The sequence below is a fragment of the Ornithinimicrobium tianjinense genome, assembly GCF_014636495.1.
GTDB lineage: Bacteria > Actinomycetota > Actinomycetes > Actinomycetales > Dermatophilaceae > Ornithinicoccus > Ornithinicoccus tianjinensis.
In genome coordinates this window covers 197,891-212,462 of sequence record NZ_BMEM01000002.1, presented here as the reverse complement: position 1 = coordinate 212,462, position 14,572 = coordinate 197,891, and the positions used below count along the sequence as shown (strand labels likewise).

The following is a 14,572-nucleotide window of genomic DNA, read 5'->3' as shown; positions in this document are numbered from 1 at the left end:
GAGTATGACGTGAGCGTGCAGCTGGGTCTGGACACCTTCGGCGACATGACGCTGAAGGACGACGGGACGCCGGAGACCGGTGCCCAGGTCATCCGCAACCTCGTGGACCAGGGCGTCCTCGCCGACCAGGTGGGCGTCGACTTCATCGGCGTCGGTGAGCACCACCGGCCGGACTTCGCGGTCAGCGCGCCGGACGTCGTCCTCGCGGGGCTGGCCACGCGCACCGAGCGCATCCAGCTCGGCACGGCCGTCACGGTGCTGAGCAGCGACGACCCGATCCGCGTCTTCGAGCGGTTCTCGACCATCGACGCGCTCTCCGGCGGGCGCGCCGAGGTGGTCCTGGGGCGCGGCTCGTTCACGGAGTCCTTCCCGCTGTTCGGCTTCGACCTGCGCGACTACGACACGCTCTTCAGCGAGAAGCTCGACCTGTTCAGCGCGCTGCTCGACGAGGGCCCGGTGTCCTGGGAGGGCACGACCCGGCCCCCGCTGGTCGAGCAGGAGGTGTGGCCCAAGACGGAGTCGGGTCGGCTGACCGCGTGGATCGCGGTCGGTGGCTCGCCGCAGAGCGTGGTGCGGGCAGCGTCATACCGGATCCCGCTCATGCTCGCCATCATCGGCGGGCCCGCCCAGCGCTTCGTGCCCTTCGCCGACCTCTACCGCCGCGTGCTGGAGGAGGCGGGCGCGCCCCAGCTGCCGGTCGCTGTGCACTCGCCCGGCCACGTCGCCGAGACCGACGAGCTCGCGCGTGAGCAGCTCTTCCCGCACTTCAAGGCCAACCGCGACCGGATCGGCGCCGAGCGCGGGTGGGGACCGGTGCGGCTGGAGGACTACCACTCCGAGATCACCCACGGCTCGCTCTACGTCGGCTCCCCGGAGACCGTCGCCCAGAAGATCGCGGCGACGGTGCGGGCGCTCAAGCTCGACCGCTTCGACCTCAAGTACGCCAACGGCCCCATGCCGCACAGCCAGCTCATGCGCTCGATCGAGCTGTACGGCACGCAGGTCGTCCCGCGGGTCCGGGAGCTGCTCGCCGAGGGCTGAGCGCTCAGGCGGCCGGGCGTTGTCGGTGCCCCGTGCCAGAGTGCGGGGTATGTCGTCGCTCGCCCGGTGCTCGATCGTCCCGCCCTACGTGCTGCGCCGCCTCGCGCAGGCAGACCCTGACGTCGCCGCGGCAGTGGAGTTCACGTTGCGCGACAGCAGCGACGTCCGCCACCGACGCGAGCTCACCGCCACCCGCTGGCCGCAGGGCCGGCCGCCCGGCGAGCGGCCGCACGGCCAGCCCGACGGCCCGGGGATCATCGCCTGGCCGATGCAGCGGCGCCTGGAGCCCGAGGCGCCCGGGACGCCCGGGGAGGAGCCCCGGGTCGAGCCCGACGCCGCACCACGGCGCGCGGTCCACGACGCGCAGCACGGGACCAGCCTGCCGGGCGTGCTCGTGCGCGGGGAGGGCACGGACCCCTCAGGGGACCGGTCCGTCGACGAGGCCTATGACGGGCTGGGGGCCACGTGGCGCCTGCTCGCGGAGGCGTTCGGGAGGGACTCTCTCGACGCGCGGGGCCTGCCTCTGGTCGCCACGGTCCACTACGCCCGGGACTACGACAACGCCTTCTGGGACGGTCGACAGATGGTCTTCGGTGACGGTGACGGGGTCTACTTCGCCGGCTTCACCCGCAGCGTCGACGTCGTCGCCCACGAGCTCGCGCACGGGCTGACCCAGTACACCGCCGGACTGACCTACGTCGGGCAGTCCGGCGCCCTCAACGAGTCGGTCTCGGACGTGTGGGGCGCCATGGTGCGCCAACGGGTGCGCGGGGAGACCGTCGACGAGGCCGACTGGCTCATCGGTGCAGACGTCTTCACCGACCGCGTCCAGGGCGTGGCGCTGCGGTCCATGGCTGCTCCAGGCACGGCCTACGACGACCCGGTCCTGGGCAAGGACCCCCAGCCCGCGCACCTGCGCGACTACGTCGTCCTGCCGCACGACGCCGACAACGACAACGGCGGGGTGCACATCAACTCCGGCATCCCCAACAAGGCGTTCCACCTCTTCGCCACCGCACTGGGTGGTCAGGTGTGGGAGCGGGCCGGGCAGGTGTGGTTCGACACCCTCACGACGCGCGGGCTCCTCCCGCGCGACGTGGACTTCGCCGGGTTCGCGGCCGCGACGGTCGAGACGGCCGTGGTCCGGCACGGTGCCGGGTCGGAGGTGGAGGTGGCGCTGCGGTCGGCCTGGGAGGGTGTCGGGCTGGAGGTTCGGGCCGCGTGAGCACCCCGGCGCGCTCGCGCGGCTTCACCAGGGTCGAGCTGGAGTCCTTCCGCGACGCGGAGGTCCCCGACCTCCTGCCCCTCGAGGGTGCGGGCGCGGTTCCGGTCCTGCTCCTGTTCGTCGGCATCAACCCCGGGCTGTGGACCGCGGCGACCCAGACCCACTTCGCCCACCCCGCCAACCGTTTCTACCCGGCGCTGCTCGAGGCGGGCATCCTCGAGCGTGGGGTCGACCCGGCCGCAGGCATGACCATGGAGGACCGGCAGCATCTGCGTTCGCGCGGGATCGGGATCACCAACCTCGTCCGGCGCGCGACGGCCCGGGCCGACGAGCTGTCGGCGGCCGAGCTGCGCCAGGGCGGCGAGCGGTTGCGCGCCACGGTCCGCCGCGTGCGGCCGCGAGTGGTCGCGGTGGCGGGCGTCACGGCATACCGGAGCGCCTTCGGTGTGCGGCATGCCTCGGTGGGGGAGCAGCCCGAGCCCTTCGAGGGAGCGCGGCTGTGGGTGGTCCCCAACCCCAGCGGCCTCAACGCGCACGAGACGGTGGCGACGCTGGCCAGGGCCTACGCCGAGCCTGCCCGCGCCGCCGGGGTGCTGCCCCCGCTAGCCTGACCTGACGTCAAACCCGCAAGGAGGCGAGATGAGCGCACCGGCGCTGCATGTGCGAGGCAAGGTCCTGGTCGGCCCGGAGGAGGTGCTCGAGGAGATCTGGGTGCTGGACGGCGTCGTGAGCCTGACTCCGCCGGTCTCCGGCGAGGTCGAGACGATCGACGGGTATGCCGTCCCCGGCCTCGTCGACGCCCACTGCCACGTGGGCCTCGAGGCGCACGGTGCGGTCGACGACGAGCGCGCCGAGCAGCACGCGCTCGCCGACCGCGACGCCGGCGCGCTGCTGCTGCGCGACGCCGGCAGCCCCGCCGACACCCGCTGGGTCCAGGAGCGCGAGGACCTGCCCCGCCTGATCCGCGCGGGTCGCCACATCGCTCGGACGAAGCGCTACCTGCGCAACTTCGCCTGGGAGATCGAGCCGGAGGACCTGGTGGAGTACGTCCGGCAGGAGGCGCGCAACGGCGACGGCTGGGTCAAGCTCGTCGGCGACTGGATCGAGCGGGAGAGCGGGGATCTGGGGATCTGCTGGCCGGTCGACATCCTCACCGACGCGATCGCCGCCGCGCACGAGGAGGGCGCGCGGGTGACGGCGCACTGCTTCGGCGAGCAGTCGCTCGTCGACTTCGCCGCCGCCGGCACCGACTGCATCGAGCACGCCACCGGGCTCACCGACGACACGATCGACACCTTCGCGCGGCAGCAGATCGCGATCGTGCCGACGCTGGTCAACATCGACAACTTCCCGATGTTCGCCGAGGCGGGCCGGGGCAAGTTCCCGACCTACGCCGACCACATGATGGACCTCTACGAGCGCCGCTACGAGACCGTCGCCAAGGCGCACGAGGCCGGGGTGCCGGTCTACGTCGGCACAGACGCCGGCGGCCAGCTCCCGCACGGCCTCGTCGCGCGTGAGGTCGAGGCTCTGACCAGGACCGGTATGTCGAACGTCGAGGCGATCGGTGCCGCCACCTGGTCGGCGCGCGACTGGCTCGGTCGGCCGGGGATCGCCGAGGGCGAGTCCGCCGACATCGTCGTCTACCGTGACGACCCGCGGGAGGACGTGCGCACGATGGCCGATCCCTACCGCGTCATCCTGCGCGGCCACGCCCACGAGCGGTCGGGCGCCCAAGGCTGACCGGACAGGCGGTCGTGCCAAACCGGACAGGCGGACGTGCCAAACCGGACAGGCGCACGTGCCGGACCGGACAGGCGGTCGTGCCGGACCGGACAGGCGCACGTGCCGGACCGGACAGGCGGCTACGCGGCGTCGCTCTCGTCCCCGCCGTCCTGCGCGGGCTCGCCGAGCTGCATGAGCAGCTCGTAGGCCTTCACGGCGAGGAAGGCCGGAGGCTCCTCCGCGAGCACGGACTCCCGCAGCAGGGCGACTGCGCGACCCAGCAGGTCCTCGCGGGCACCGCGCCGTCGGAGGAGGTTGACCTCGTCCTCGAGCACGCGCTCGAGCAGCAGCGGCGACATCGTCGGGCCCTCGGCGAAGCGCTGCCCGTGAGCCATCCACTGCCACAGCTGCATGCGCGCCAGCTCGACGGTGCCGAAGTCCTCGATGTGCCCATGGTGCACCAGGGTCCCCTCGCCCGCCAGCCACCCCGTCAGGTACGCGAGGGAGGACCGCAGCGCCGTCCGCATACCGGTCAGCGTGGCGCTGCCCGGCAGCGCGCTCACGTCGCGCAGTGCGGAGGGATCGACGGTGACCGTGACCTCCTGTCCTCCGCTGAGCCGCTCCTGGGCGCCGGTGCCGACGGCCTCGTCGCGGTCCTCGAACGGCTCGCGCACGACGGGCACCATGCCGGGGTGCACCGCCCAGGCTCCGTCGAAGCCCTGCTTGGCCTCGCGCGCCTTGTCGCGGTGGATCCGGGCATGGGTCATCGCGACCGACTCGTCGAACGGACCGGTGGGGGCGAGGGTGACGGGGCCGCCGACCGCCTGCACGCCGCGCCGGTGGCAGGTGCGGACGATGACGTCGGTGTACGTGCGCAGGAAGCGCGTGTTCATCGTGAAGGCGTCCCGGTCGGGCAGGGCGTGGTCCGGGCGGTGCCCGTAGAGGCGCAGGTAGGAGAAGACGTAGTCCCAGCGTCCGGCCGCGAGACCGGTGACCCGCTCGCGCAGGGCGTAGAGGATCTCCTCGAGCTGGTAGGCGGCCTGGACCGTCTCGACGAGCACGCTCACCCGGGTGCAGCCCGAGGGGAGGCCCAGGGCCTCCTCGGCGCGGGTGATCATCGCGTCCCACCACCGCGCCTCCTGCCACGTCTCGAGCTTGGGCAGGTAGAGGTAGGGGCCGGTGCCGTTGGCCAGGAGCGTCCGGGCCGACAGCGCCAGGAAGGGCACCACGTCGGCGACGGCGGCGCTCAGCACCTCGCCGTCGACCTGCGCGTGCGCCTCGTCGAGGTGCAGCCCCCGGGGGCGGACCATGAGCGTGGGCACCTGGGGCCGCGCGTCCCCGGTCCGGGTCGTGGCCACCTCGGCGATGACCCGCTGCGCGGCCTCGAGCCGTCGGTGCGTGGGGACGAGCATGTCCTCCAGGTCGGCCACCCACACGTCGGCGCCGGAGGCGAGCGCGCCGGTGGCCGCCTCGGCGGTGGCGGGTGTCGCCAGCTCGACGAGCCGGTAGGTCAGGTCGGCCGGCGGCGGGGCCACGCGCCAGGAGGCGTCCTCGCGGATCTCCCGCGTCTCCTCGAGCTGGGCCAGCTCCGCCCCGTCGTGCACGGCGCGCGCCAGCTCCTTCCGCGCGGCCAGCAGGGCGTGCCGCTCCTCCCGGGTCGCGCGCTCGACCGTCTCCAGGGCGACGAGCTGCTCGGAGTCGAGCAGGTGGCTCAGGTAGCTCTCCATGATGGCCTTCCTCAGCAGCGGTGAGCAGGAACAGGAACGGTGCCGGGCTCCCTCGAGAGCCCGGCACCGTGGTCCTCGAGGATCAGTGGTGGAACTGCTCCGACTCCGTGGAGCCGGTGAGCGCCGTGGTCGAGGAGTCCGGGTTGACCGCGGTGCTCACAGCGTCAAAGTACCCGGTCCCCACCTCGGCCTGGTGACGGACCGCCGTGTAGCCCTGCTCGGCGGCCGCGAACTCGGCCTCCTGGAGCTGGACGTAGGACGTCATGCCGTCGCGGGCGTACCCGTGCGCGAGCTGGAACATCGAGTGGTTGAGCGCGTGGAAGCCGGCCAGGGTGATGAACTGGAAGGCGTAACCGAGCTCGCCCAGCTTGTCCTGGAACTCGGCGATCTCCTGGTCGGACAGGGCCGCCTTCCAGTTGAAGGACGGGCTGCAGTTGTAGGCCAGCTTCTGCTCGGGGAAGTCCTTGTGCAGCTCCTGCGCGAACTCCCGGGCCAGGCCCAGGTCGGGGGTGCCGGTCTCGACCCAGATGAGGTCGGCGTAGGGCGCGTAGGCCTTGGCCCGGGCCAGCACCGGCTCGATGCCGTTGCGGACGCGGAAGAAGCCCTCGGAGGTGCGCTCGCCGGTGGTGAACGGCTGGTCGATCTCGTCGACGTCGCTGGTCAGCAGGTCGGCCGCCAGGGCGTCGGTGCGGGCGATGACCAGGCTCGGGACGCCGAGGACGTCGGAGGCGAGGCGGGCCGAGTTGAGGGTGCGCACGTGCTGGGAGGTCGGGACGAGGACCTTGCCGCCCAGGTGGCCGCACTTCTTCTCGGAGGCCAACTGGTCCTCCCAGTGCACGCCGGCCGCACCGGCCGCGATCATCGACTTCATCAGCTCGAAGACGTTGAGCGGGCCACCGAAGCCGGCCTCGGCGTCGGCGACGATCGGCACGAAGTAGTCGGTGTCCGTCTCGCCGTTCATCCAGGCGATCTGGTCGGCGCGCTTGAGAGCGTTGTTGATCCGGCGGACGACGGCCGGGACCGAGTTGGCGGGGTACAGGCTCTGGTCGGGGTAGGTCTCGCCGGCCAGGTTGGCGTCGGCGGCGACCTGCCAGCCCGAGAGGTAGATGGACTCAAGGCCACCCTTGACCATCTGCACGGCCTGGTTGCCGGTCAGGGCGCCGAGCGCGCGGGTGAACGGCTTGGTCTGGATGGCCTCCCACAGGCGCTCGGCGCCGCGGCGGGCCAGCGTGTGCTCCTCGACCACGGAGCCGCGCAGCTTGATGACGTCCTCGGCCGAGTAGCGGCGCTCCACCCCCGCCCAACGGGGGTTCTCGGCCCACTCGCGCTCGAGCTCGACGGCGAGCTCGGCCGGGGTCAGCGGCTGGGTGGTGGTCTGCTCGTGCTCGGTGGTGGTCATCGTCGACCCCTTTCGGTATGTCGTTTGACGGTGTGTCGTTCTTCGGTATGTCGTTGCCCTCGCCCCGGGTGGAGCGGCGGGTGGTGTGCGGCTGCTTGTTGACAAGCCTGCCGGGGGAGAACACCCCGGACTACCGTTTCCTGGTGTCAAGAACCGGAGTTCTTTCGCTATCGTGCAGTCATGACGACTGCCCAGGGACGGGTCCTGCCCTTCGCCCCCTCCGAGCGTCTCGAGGGGGCTGAAGAGGCTGCGTCGACGACGGACGCGGTGGCCCTCGGGCGCAGGGTGCGTCACCACCGTCGCTCCGCTGGGCTGACGCTCGCGGAGCTGGGGGAGCGGGTCGGGCTCTCCGCCTCCGCGCTCTCCCTCATCGAGAACGGCCGGCGCGAGCCGCGGGTCACCACGCTGACGGATCTCGCGCGCGCGCTCGGCGTAGAGGTGTCGGGCCTGCTGTCCGGAGGTGCGCCGACCCGTCGCAGCGCGCTGGAGGTGAAGTGGGAGCGGGCCCAGCGCTCGCCCGGCTTCGACGGGCTCGGCATACCTTCAGTGCGGGTCGGCCCCGGCCTGCCCGACGACGCCCTCGAGGCCCTCGTCGGCCTCTACGAGACCGTCGCCGGGCTGCAGCAGCAGCGGGCGGCGACGCCGGAGTACGCCCGGCTTGCCAATGCGGAACTGCGCCGGAGGATGCGCGAGGCCGACAACTACTTCCCGCAGATCGAGGCGCTGGCCGCCGACCTGGTGCGGGTCGTGGACCACAGCCACGGCCCCGTCACCCGCGAGGCGGTCAACCGGATCGCCCGGCACGCCGGCTTCGAGATCGAGCCGGTCACCGACCTGCCCGCCTCGACCCGGACCGTGACCGACCTGGAGCACCGTCGCATCTACGTCCCCACCCGCGGGGGGCACGACCTGCGGGCGACCGCGCTGCAGGCGCTCGGGCACGCGGTCCTGGAGCACGAGGCGCCGCGCGACTACGCCGAGTTCCTCGCCCAGAGGGTGGAGATCAACTACTTCGCCGCGGCCGTGCTGATCCCGGAGTCCAGCGCCGTGCCCTTCCTCGAGCGGGCCAAGGCGGCGCGCGACATCGCGCTGGAGGACCTGCGCGACGCCTACGCCGTGTCCTACGAGACGGCGGCCCACCGGTTCTGCAACCTGGCGACCCGGCACCTGCAGCTGCCCGTCCACTTCATGCGCATCAGCTCCGACGGCGTCATCTACAAGGCCTACGAGAACGACGGCGTGCGCTTCCCGATGGATGCGACCGGCGCCATCGAGGGCGCCCGGGTCTGCCGGGCCTGGACCGCCCGCGTGGTCTTCGACCGCCCGCAGGGCGAGGTCTACCACCAGTACACCGACACCGGCCGGGGCACCTTCTGGTGCACCGCCGTGGCCGAGCAGACGCCCGCGGGTCGCTTCTCGGTGAGCCTCGGCGTGCCCTTCGACCAGGTCCGGTGGATGCGGGGGCGGGACACGACCGAGCGACGGGTGTCGCGCTGCCCCGACCCGCGCTGCTGCACCCAGCCGCCGCCCGAGCTGTCCCGGCGGTGGCAGGGCAAGGTGTGGCCCAGCGCCCGGGCTCACTCCCACCTGCTGGCCGTCATGCCTCCGGGCGTCTTCCCCGGGGTCGACGAGACCGAGGTGCTGCGCTTCGTCGCCGAGCACGCGCCGACCGGCGCCCCGGGGTGAGGCGTCGAGCCAGGTCCGTTCGTGTTGGGCACGCGCAGCGGATCTGGCACAATGGACCGCTGTACCCGTCCGGCCCCTCGGCTGGACCGGACGCCTACACACCGGGCCACGACTCCCCGCAGCGACTCGCCGCGGTCTCGCCGTGCCCCTCAATCCAGAACAGGAGACACCGCACTCGTGGCTGTCAAGATTCGCCTGAAGCGCATGGGCAAGATCCGTGCACCGTTCTACCGCGTCGTCGTCATGGACTCGCGCTCCAAGCGCGACGGCCGGGCGATCGAGGAGATCGGCAAGTACCACCCCACCAAGGAGCCCTCGCTCATCGACATCGACTCCGAGCGTGCGCAGTACTGGCTCGGCGTCGGCGCGCAGCCGACCGAGCAGGTCGCCGCGCTGTTGAAGATCACCGGTGACTGGCAGAAGTTCAAGGGTGAGCCGGGCGCCGAGGGCACCCTGAAGGTCAAGGAGAGCAAGCCGGACAAGAAGGCGCTCTACGAGGCCGCGCTCGCCGCTGCCGACAAGGAGGACGGCGGCGCCGCCCCCGACGTCAAGCGCAAGTCCACCAAGAAGGCCGCCGCGCCCGCCGCCGAGGAGACCGCCCCGGCCGCCGACACCGAGGGCTCCACGGCTGCGGAGGGCACCGGCGAGGCCGCGACCGACACCGAGGCTGCCGAGGGCACCCAGACCCCGGCCGACAACGAGGCCTGAGCGTGCTCGAGGAAGCCCTGGAGCACCTGGTCAAGGGCATCGTCGACCACGACGGTGACGTCGTGGTCCGCACCAAGGGCGCCCGTCACGGCGACGTGCTCGAGGTCCGGGTCCACCCGGACGACCTCGGTCGCGTGATCGGCCGTCGCGGTCGCACCGCCAGCGCCCTGCGCACCGTGGTCGGCGCCCTCGCCGGCAACGGCAGGGTCCGTGTCGACATCGTCGACACCGACCGGCTCCGCTGAGCACCCGCTCGACCCTGGCCCGCCCGGCGCACCTGCACCGGGCGGGCCGTCGTCATACCTGCCCCCGACAGACGTGGAGGACGAGATGACCGATGGATTCGTGGCCGCCCGCATCGGCAAGCCCCATGGCCTGCGCGGCGAGGTGACCGTCCAGGTCCACACCGACGACCCTGAGGGTCGCTTCGTGGTCGGCGAGAGCTTTGCCACCGACCCCGCCGAGCGTGGCCCCCTGCGGCTGCGCTCGGTGCGCGTCCACCAGGGCATCTACCTGCTCGGGTTCGAGGGGCACACGGACCGGGACGCGGCCGAGGCCCTCCGCGGGACCCGGCTGCTCGTCGACGAGGACGGGCAGGGCGACGAGGACGAGGGCTGGCGCGAGGAGGACCTGGTCGGCTTCGAGGTCGTCCTGCCCGACGGGAGCCCGGTGGGCACCGTCTCCGCGCTGCACGTGCGCCCGGTGCAGGACCTCCTCGAGGTGCGCACCGAGCGCGGCGAGGTGCTGATCCCCTTCGTCGAGGAGCTCGTCCCCGACATCGACGAGGACGCGCGCCGCGTGGTCGTCGACCCGCCCGCCGGCCTGCTCGAGCTGGGGGAGGAGTAGACCGTGACGCTGCGGGTCGACGTCGTCACGATCTTCCCCGACTACCTGGCCCCGCTGGAGCTCTCGCTCATCGGCAAGGCTCAGCGCGACGGCCTCCTGGAGGTCCACGTCCACGACCTGCGCGACTGGACGCACGACCGGCACCGGACGGTCGACGACACGCCCTACGGCGGGGGCGCGGGGATGGTCATGCGCCCCGAGCCGTGGGGGGAGGCGCTGGACGAGGTATGCCGTGCCTTGCCCGGGCGGACGCCGCACCTGGTGGTGCCGGGCCCGGGCGGCGACCGCTTCACCCAGGAGGTCGCCTACCGCCTCGCCACCGAGGACGACTGGTTGGTCTTCCTCTGCGGTCGGTACGAGGGCATCGACGAGCGTGTCTACGAAGAGTTCTCCGCCCGCTACCCGCTGTCCGTGCTGAGCCTGGGCGACTACGTGCTCAACGGGGGAGAGGTCGCGGTGCTCGCCATGACCGAGGCCATCGCGCGCCTGGTGCCGGGGGTCATCGGCAACGCAGCGTCCCTGGTGGAGGAGTCGCACACCGGGGGGCTGCTGGAGTACCCCGTCTACACCAAGCCGCCGGTGTGGCGCGACCACGAGGTGCCGCCGGTGCTGCTGTCCGGGCACCACGGCGCGATCGCGGAGTGGCGGGACCAGCAACGGCTCGAGCGCACCGCCCGCCGCCGACCCGACCTGCTGGAGGCCTACGAGGCGCAGCAGCGACGCGGTGCGGACGACGCGACCGGCTGGGACGCGCCCCGCGCCTGAGCTACGGCATGGGTCACGGGCGCACGTGCTCGTGCGCGGCATACCCCTGCAGGTAGAGCAGTGCGGTGAGGTCGCCGTGGTTGACCCGTGCGTCGCACTGCGCCGCGACCGCCGGCTTGGCGTGCAGGGCGACGCCGGTGCCGGCGAGGTGCAGCATGTCCAGGTCGTTGGCACCGTCGCCCACCGCGATCGCGTCCTGCGGCGTCAGCCCCAGCCTGGCGGTGATCTCCTGCAGCGCGGCCACCTTGGCCTCCCGCCCCACGACGGGCTCGACGACCTCTCCCGTGAGCCGGTCCCCGTCGACCGCCAGCGTGTTGGCGCGGTGCTCGTCGAAGCCGAGGCGGGCCGCGACCGCCGACGTGAAGTGGGTGAAGCCGCCGGAGACGAGCGCGGCATACGCGCCGTGGGCGCGCATGGTGGCGACGAGCTCCGGGCCCCCGGGGGTGAGCGTGATGCGCTCGGCCAGGACGGTGTCCACCGTGGACGCGGGCAGGCCGGCGAGCAGGCGCACCCGCGCGTGCAGCGCCTCGGCGAAGTCGAGCTCGCCGTTCATGGCTCGGGCGGTGATCCCGGCGACGTGCTCGCCGACCCCGGCGTGCGCGGCCAGCTCGTCGATGCACTCCTGCTGGATCATCGTGGAGTCCATGTCGGCCAGCAGGACCCGCTTGCGCCGGCCGGCTGCGGGCTGGACGACCAGGTCGAACCCGCGCTCCTGCCACCGCTCCCACTCCTGCCACAGGTCGTCGGGGACGCGGGCCACGTCAGCCTCGACGGCCACCCCGGCGGCCAGCCACCGTGGTGGACCCGCCGCCCAGTGGGACGGCAGGTCGCGCAGGGCGGCCTCGGTCAGGTCGGCTCTGCCGGGCGGGGCGAGCAGGTTCAGCACGTGCACGCCGGCGAGCCTACCGGCGCGTTTGGCCACCCCCGATCGTGTCTGGCAGAATTGTGCGTCGCGTCCCGGTCACGCGTCACCCACCTCGCGCCCCTGCCACAGGGGGAGCTGCGCGAGCGGCGCGGGGCCGAGCGACGACATACCGACAAGGCAGTGCCCCGAAGGGCACCCAAGCGTCGTGGGTGACCTGTGGCATCGACGGCAGGAGAACAGACATGCACAAGCTCGACGAGCTCGACGCTGCCAGCCTGCGCAGCGACATCCCGGACTTCCGCGCCGGCGACACCGTCAACGTCCACGTCAAGGTCATCGAGGGCAACCGCTCCCGTGTCCAGGTCTTCAAGGGCGTCGTCATCCGCCGTCACGGTGGTGGCCTGGGCGAGACCTACACGGTCCGCAAGGTCTCCTTCGGCGTCGGCGTGGAGCGCACCTTCCCGGTGCACTCCCCGAACGTGGAGAAGCTCGAGGTCGTCACCCGCGGTGACGTGCGTCGCGCCAAGCTCTACTACCTGCGCGACCTGCGCGGCAAGGCCGCCAAGATCCGCGAGCGTCGCGACGCGGTGCCGGCCAAGGCCGCCGCGCAGACCGAGCAGGCCTGAGCGACCAGCACCTGCAGCGATCCCCCGTCAGGACCCCGTCCGGGCGGGGGATCGCTGTCTGTCCCAGCCCGCGGGGTAGGGTCAGTCAACGCCACCCGGGGCCGACGTCCACGGGGGCCCGAGCCAGAGGACGAGGACGGCACACGAGCGTGAGCGAGGCCAGCAGGGACCAGGTCCCCGGCGAGGAGTACGACCAGGCGCCGCCGACCCGTCCCGAGCGTGAGGAGCGGCACCAGGGGGGCTTCTGGCACGCCGTGAGGGAGGTGCTCGGCATCGCGGCGACCGCCCTCGTCATCTCCTTCGTCATCAAGACCTTCCTGGCGCAGGCCTTCTGGATCCCCTCGGGGAGCATGGAGGACACGCTGGTCTACGGCGACCGGGTCATGGTCAGCAAGATCCAGGCGGGGGCGATGGAGGTCGAGCGGGGCGACATCGTGGTGTTCGAGGACCCCGGCGACTGGCTCCCGCACATGGTGCCCGTCGACCGCGGGCCGGTGATGGACGTGGTGATGAAGGGCCTGCAGTTCGTGGGCGTCGCGCCGGTCTCCGAGGGCAACCACCTGATCAAGCGGGTCATCGGCGTGGGGGGCGACCACGTGGTCTGCTGCGACGACCAGGGGCGGCTGAGCGTCAACGGCCAGCCTCTCGAGGAGGACTACCTCTACCCGGGCGACGTGCCCAGCACCGTGGACTTCGACGTCACGGTCCCCGAGGACAGCATCTGGGTGATGGGCGACCACCGGTCCAACTCCCGCGACTCCCGCGCCCACGACGACGGCACCGGGGCGACCGGTGCGGTCCCGCGCGACCACGTCGTCGGCCAGGCCTTCGTGCTGCTGTTCCCGCTGGACCACGCGACGTGGTTCAGCCGCCCGAGCACCTTCGAGGCGGTGCCCGAGCCGTGACCGCCACCGCCACCCGGCGCCCCGCGACGCGCAGGCCGAGCCTGCGGGTCGAGCGGACGCTGCAGCGGGACGGGTATGCCGTGCTCGTCGGCATGGACGAGGTGGGTCGTGGCGCGCTCGCCGGCCCGGTCACCGTCGGGGTCGTCGCGATCGACGAGTCGTGCCGCAGCGCCCCCGCGGGGGTGCGCGACTCCAAGCTCCTCGCGCCCGCCGCCCGCGAGCGGCTGGTGCCGCGGATCGAGCGGTGGTGCCTGGGCCATGGCGTCGGGCACGCGAGCCCCGCCGAGATCGACGAGATCGGCATCATGGCGGCGCTGCGCCTCGCCGGCGAGCGCGCCCTGGCGCAGCTCGCCCTCCGTCCCGACCTGGTGCTCCTCGACGGCAACCACGACTGGCTCACCGATCCCGCGCGGGTGGGCCTGCTGGGGCTGGCCGACGGCAGCCCGGAGCCGCCGCCCGTGCGCACGATGATCAAGGCTGACCTGCGCTGCTCCTCGGTGGCGGCCGCGTCGGTCCTGGCCAAGGTGCGCCGCGACGCCCTCATGGTCGAGCTCGCCCCGGGCCACGCGGCATACCGTTGGGAGCAGAACAAGGGCTACGCCGCGCCGGAGCACCTGGACGCGCTGCGGGAGCTGGGGCCCAGCGAGCACCACCGCCGCAGCTGGCGGATCACCGGCAACGTCACCGAAGGAGGCACCCTGTGAGCGCCGAGGACCTGGAGCGCTACGAGACCGACATGGAGCTCGCGCTCTACCGCGAGTACCGCGACGTCGTCGGCCTGTTCTCCCACGTCGTGGAGACCGAGCGCCGCTTCTACCTGGCCAACGAGGTGGACGTGCAGGTGCGGACCGGGGGCGGGGAGACCTGGTTCGAGGTGACGATGACGGACGCGTGGGTCTGGGACGTCTACCGGCCGGCGCGGTTCGTCAAGAAGGCCCGCGTCATCACCTTCAAGGACGTCAACGTCGAGGAGCTGGCCAAGAGCGAGCTGGAGATCCCCAAGGGCCCGCAGTTCGGTCGCTGACCGTCCACATCCCCCTGGGCGCCGGCGCGC

At 72.5% G+C, this 14,572-nt stretch carries 16 protein-coding genes; 13 read left to right on the top strand and 3 right to left on the bottom strand.

Annotation, left to right across the window (positions count from 1 at the left end):
- Positions 1-9 precede the first annotated feature (9 nt).
- The 4 genes from IEV65_RS08840 to IEV65_RS08825 are packed head-to-tail and all read left to right on the top strand — an operon-like array spanning position 10 to position 4,009.
- Positions 10-1,041: an LLM class flavin-dependent oxidoreductase gene (locus tag IEV65_RS08840; RefSeq protein ID WP_188429950.1), complete on the top strand. Its 1,032-nt coding sequence runs from the start codon at positions 10-12 to the stop codon at positions 1,039-1,041.
- 49 nt (positions 1,042-1,090) lie between these two features.
- Positions 1,091-2,266 (top strand): M4 family metallopeptidase, encoded by a 1,176-nt coding sequence (locus tag IEV65_RS08835; RefSeq protein ID WP_188429948.1) that lies wholly within the window; start codon positions 1,091-1,093, stop codon positions 2,264-2,266.
- Complete coding sequence (locus IEV65_RS08830; RefSeq protein ID WP_188429946.1) at positions 2,263-2,877, top strand: mismatch-specific DNA-glycosylase; 615 nt, start codon at positions 2,263-2,265, stop codon at positions 2,875-2,877. Before IEV65_RS08835 ends, IEV65_RS08830 begins: the two co-directional genes overlap by 4 nt.
- Before the next feature lie 28 nt (positions 2,878-2,905).
- Positions 2,906-4,009: an amidohydrolase family protein gene (locus tag IEV65_RS08825; RefSeq protein WP_188429944.1), complete on the top strand. Its 1,104-nt coding sequence runs from the start codon at positions 2,906-2,908 to the stop codon at positions 4,007-4,009.
- Positions 4,010-4,131: 122 nt separating this feature from the next.
- Here IEV65_RS08825 and IEV65_RS08820 read toward each other — a convergent pair whose 3' ends face one another.
- Entirely contained in the window at positions 4,132-5,718 is a 1,587-nt protein-coding gene (locus tag IEV65_RS08820) for an aldolase/citrate lyase/malate synthase family protein (protein ID WP_188429942.1), read from the bottom strand.
- 82 nt (positions 5,719-5,800) lie between these two features.
- Positions 5,801-7,117, bottom strand: coding sequence for an isocitrate lyase (aceA, locus tag IEV65_RS08815; protein ID WP_188429940.1), 1,317 nt, complete (start codon positions 7,115-7,117; stop codon positions 5,801-5,803).
- Between the two features lie 180 nt (positions 7,118-7,297).
- Here aceA and IEV65_RS08810 point away from each other — a divergent pair, with 180 nt between their 5' ends.
- The 5 genes from IEV65_RS08810 to trmD all read left to right on the top strand — a co-directional run bounded on the left by IEV65_RS08810 (position 7,298) and on the right by trmD (position 11,122).
- On the top strand, positions 7,298-8,803 hold the full coding sequence (locus tag IEV65_RS08810) for a helix-turn-helix transcriptional regulator (RefSeq protein WP_188429938.1): 1,506 nt from the start codon (positions 7,298-7,300) through the stop codon (positions 8,801-8,803).
- A gap of 177 nt (positions 8,804-8,980) precedes the next feature.
- The gene (gene rpsP, locus IEV65_RS08805) at positions 8,981-9,511 is read left to right on the top strand and encodes a 30S ribosomal protein S16 (RefSeq protein WP_188429937.1); all 531 of its coding nucleotides are present in this window, start codon (positions 8,981-8,983) and stop codon (positions 9,509-9,511) included.
- A gap of 2 nt (positions 9,512-9,513) precedes the next feature.
- Positions 9,514-9,756, top strand: a complete 243-nt coding sequence (locus IEV65_RS08800) for an RNA-binding protein (protein WP_188429935.1) — start codon at positions 9,514-9,516, stop codon at positions 9,754-9,756.
- 85 nt (positions 9,757-9,841) lie between these two features.
- Positions 9,842-10,357, top strand: a complete 516-nt coding sequence (gene rimM, locus IEV65_RS08795; RefSeq protein ID WP_188429933.1) for a ribosome maturation factor RimM — start codon at positions 9,842-9,844, stop codon at positions 10,355-10,357.
- 9 nt (positions 10,358-10,366) lie between these two features.
- A complete protein-coding gene (gene trmD / locus IEV65_RS08790) occupies positions 10,367-11,122 on the top strand; it encodes a tRNA (guanosine(37)-N1)-methyltransferase TrmD (RefSeq protein WP_188430311.1) in 756 nt (251 codons plus the stop codon).
- A gap of 13 nt (positions 11,123-11,135) precedes the next feature.
- Here the strand turns inward: trmD and serB are convergent, their stop codons facing one another.
- Positions 11,136-12,014 carry a phosphoserine phosphatase SerB gene (gene serB / locus IEV65_RS08785; RefSeq protein WP_188429931.1) on the bottom strand — a complete coding sequence of 293 codons (879 nt, stop codon included), beginning with the start codon at positions 12,012-12,014 and terminating at the stop codon, positions 11,136-11,138.
- 215 nt (positions 12,015-12,229) lie between these two features.
- On the opposite strand from serB, the gene rplS reads away from it, so the two are divergent.
- The 4 genes from rplS to IEV65_RS08765 all read left to right on the top strand — a co-directional run bounded on the left by rplS (position 12,230) and on the right by IEV65_RS08765 (position 14,542).
- Complete coding sequence (gene rplS / locus IEV65_RS08780) at positions 12,230-12,613, top strand: 50S ribosomal protein L19 (RefSeq protein WP_188429929.1); 384 nt, start codon at positions 12,230-12,232, stop codon at positions 12,611-12,613.
- A gap of 149 nt (positions 12,614-12,762) precedes the next feature.
- Positions 12,763-13,518 (top strand): signal peptidase I, encoded by a 756-nt coding sequence (lepB, locus tag IEV65_RS08775; protein WP_188429927.1) that lies wholly within the window; start codon positions 12,763-12,765, stop codon positions 13,516-13,518.
- Positions 13,515-14,222 carry a ribonuclease HII gene (gene rnhB / locus IEV65_RS08770; protein WP_188429926.1) on the top strand — a complete coding sequence of 236 codons (708 nt, stop codon included), beginning with the start codon at positions 13,515-13,517 and terminating at the stop codon, positions 14,220-14,222. The genes lepB and rnhB overlap by 4 nt, the downstream gene beginning before the upstream one ends.
- Complete coding sequence (locus tag IEV65_RS08765) at positions 14,219-14,542, top strand: DUF2469 domain-containing protein (protein WP_188429923.1); 324 nt, start codon at positions 14,219-14,221, stop codon at positions 14,540-14,542. Before rnhB ends, IEV65_RS08765 begins: the two co-directional genes overlap by 4 nt.
- The last annotated feature ends 30 nt before the right edge of the window (positions 14,543-14,572 follow it).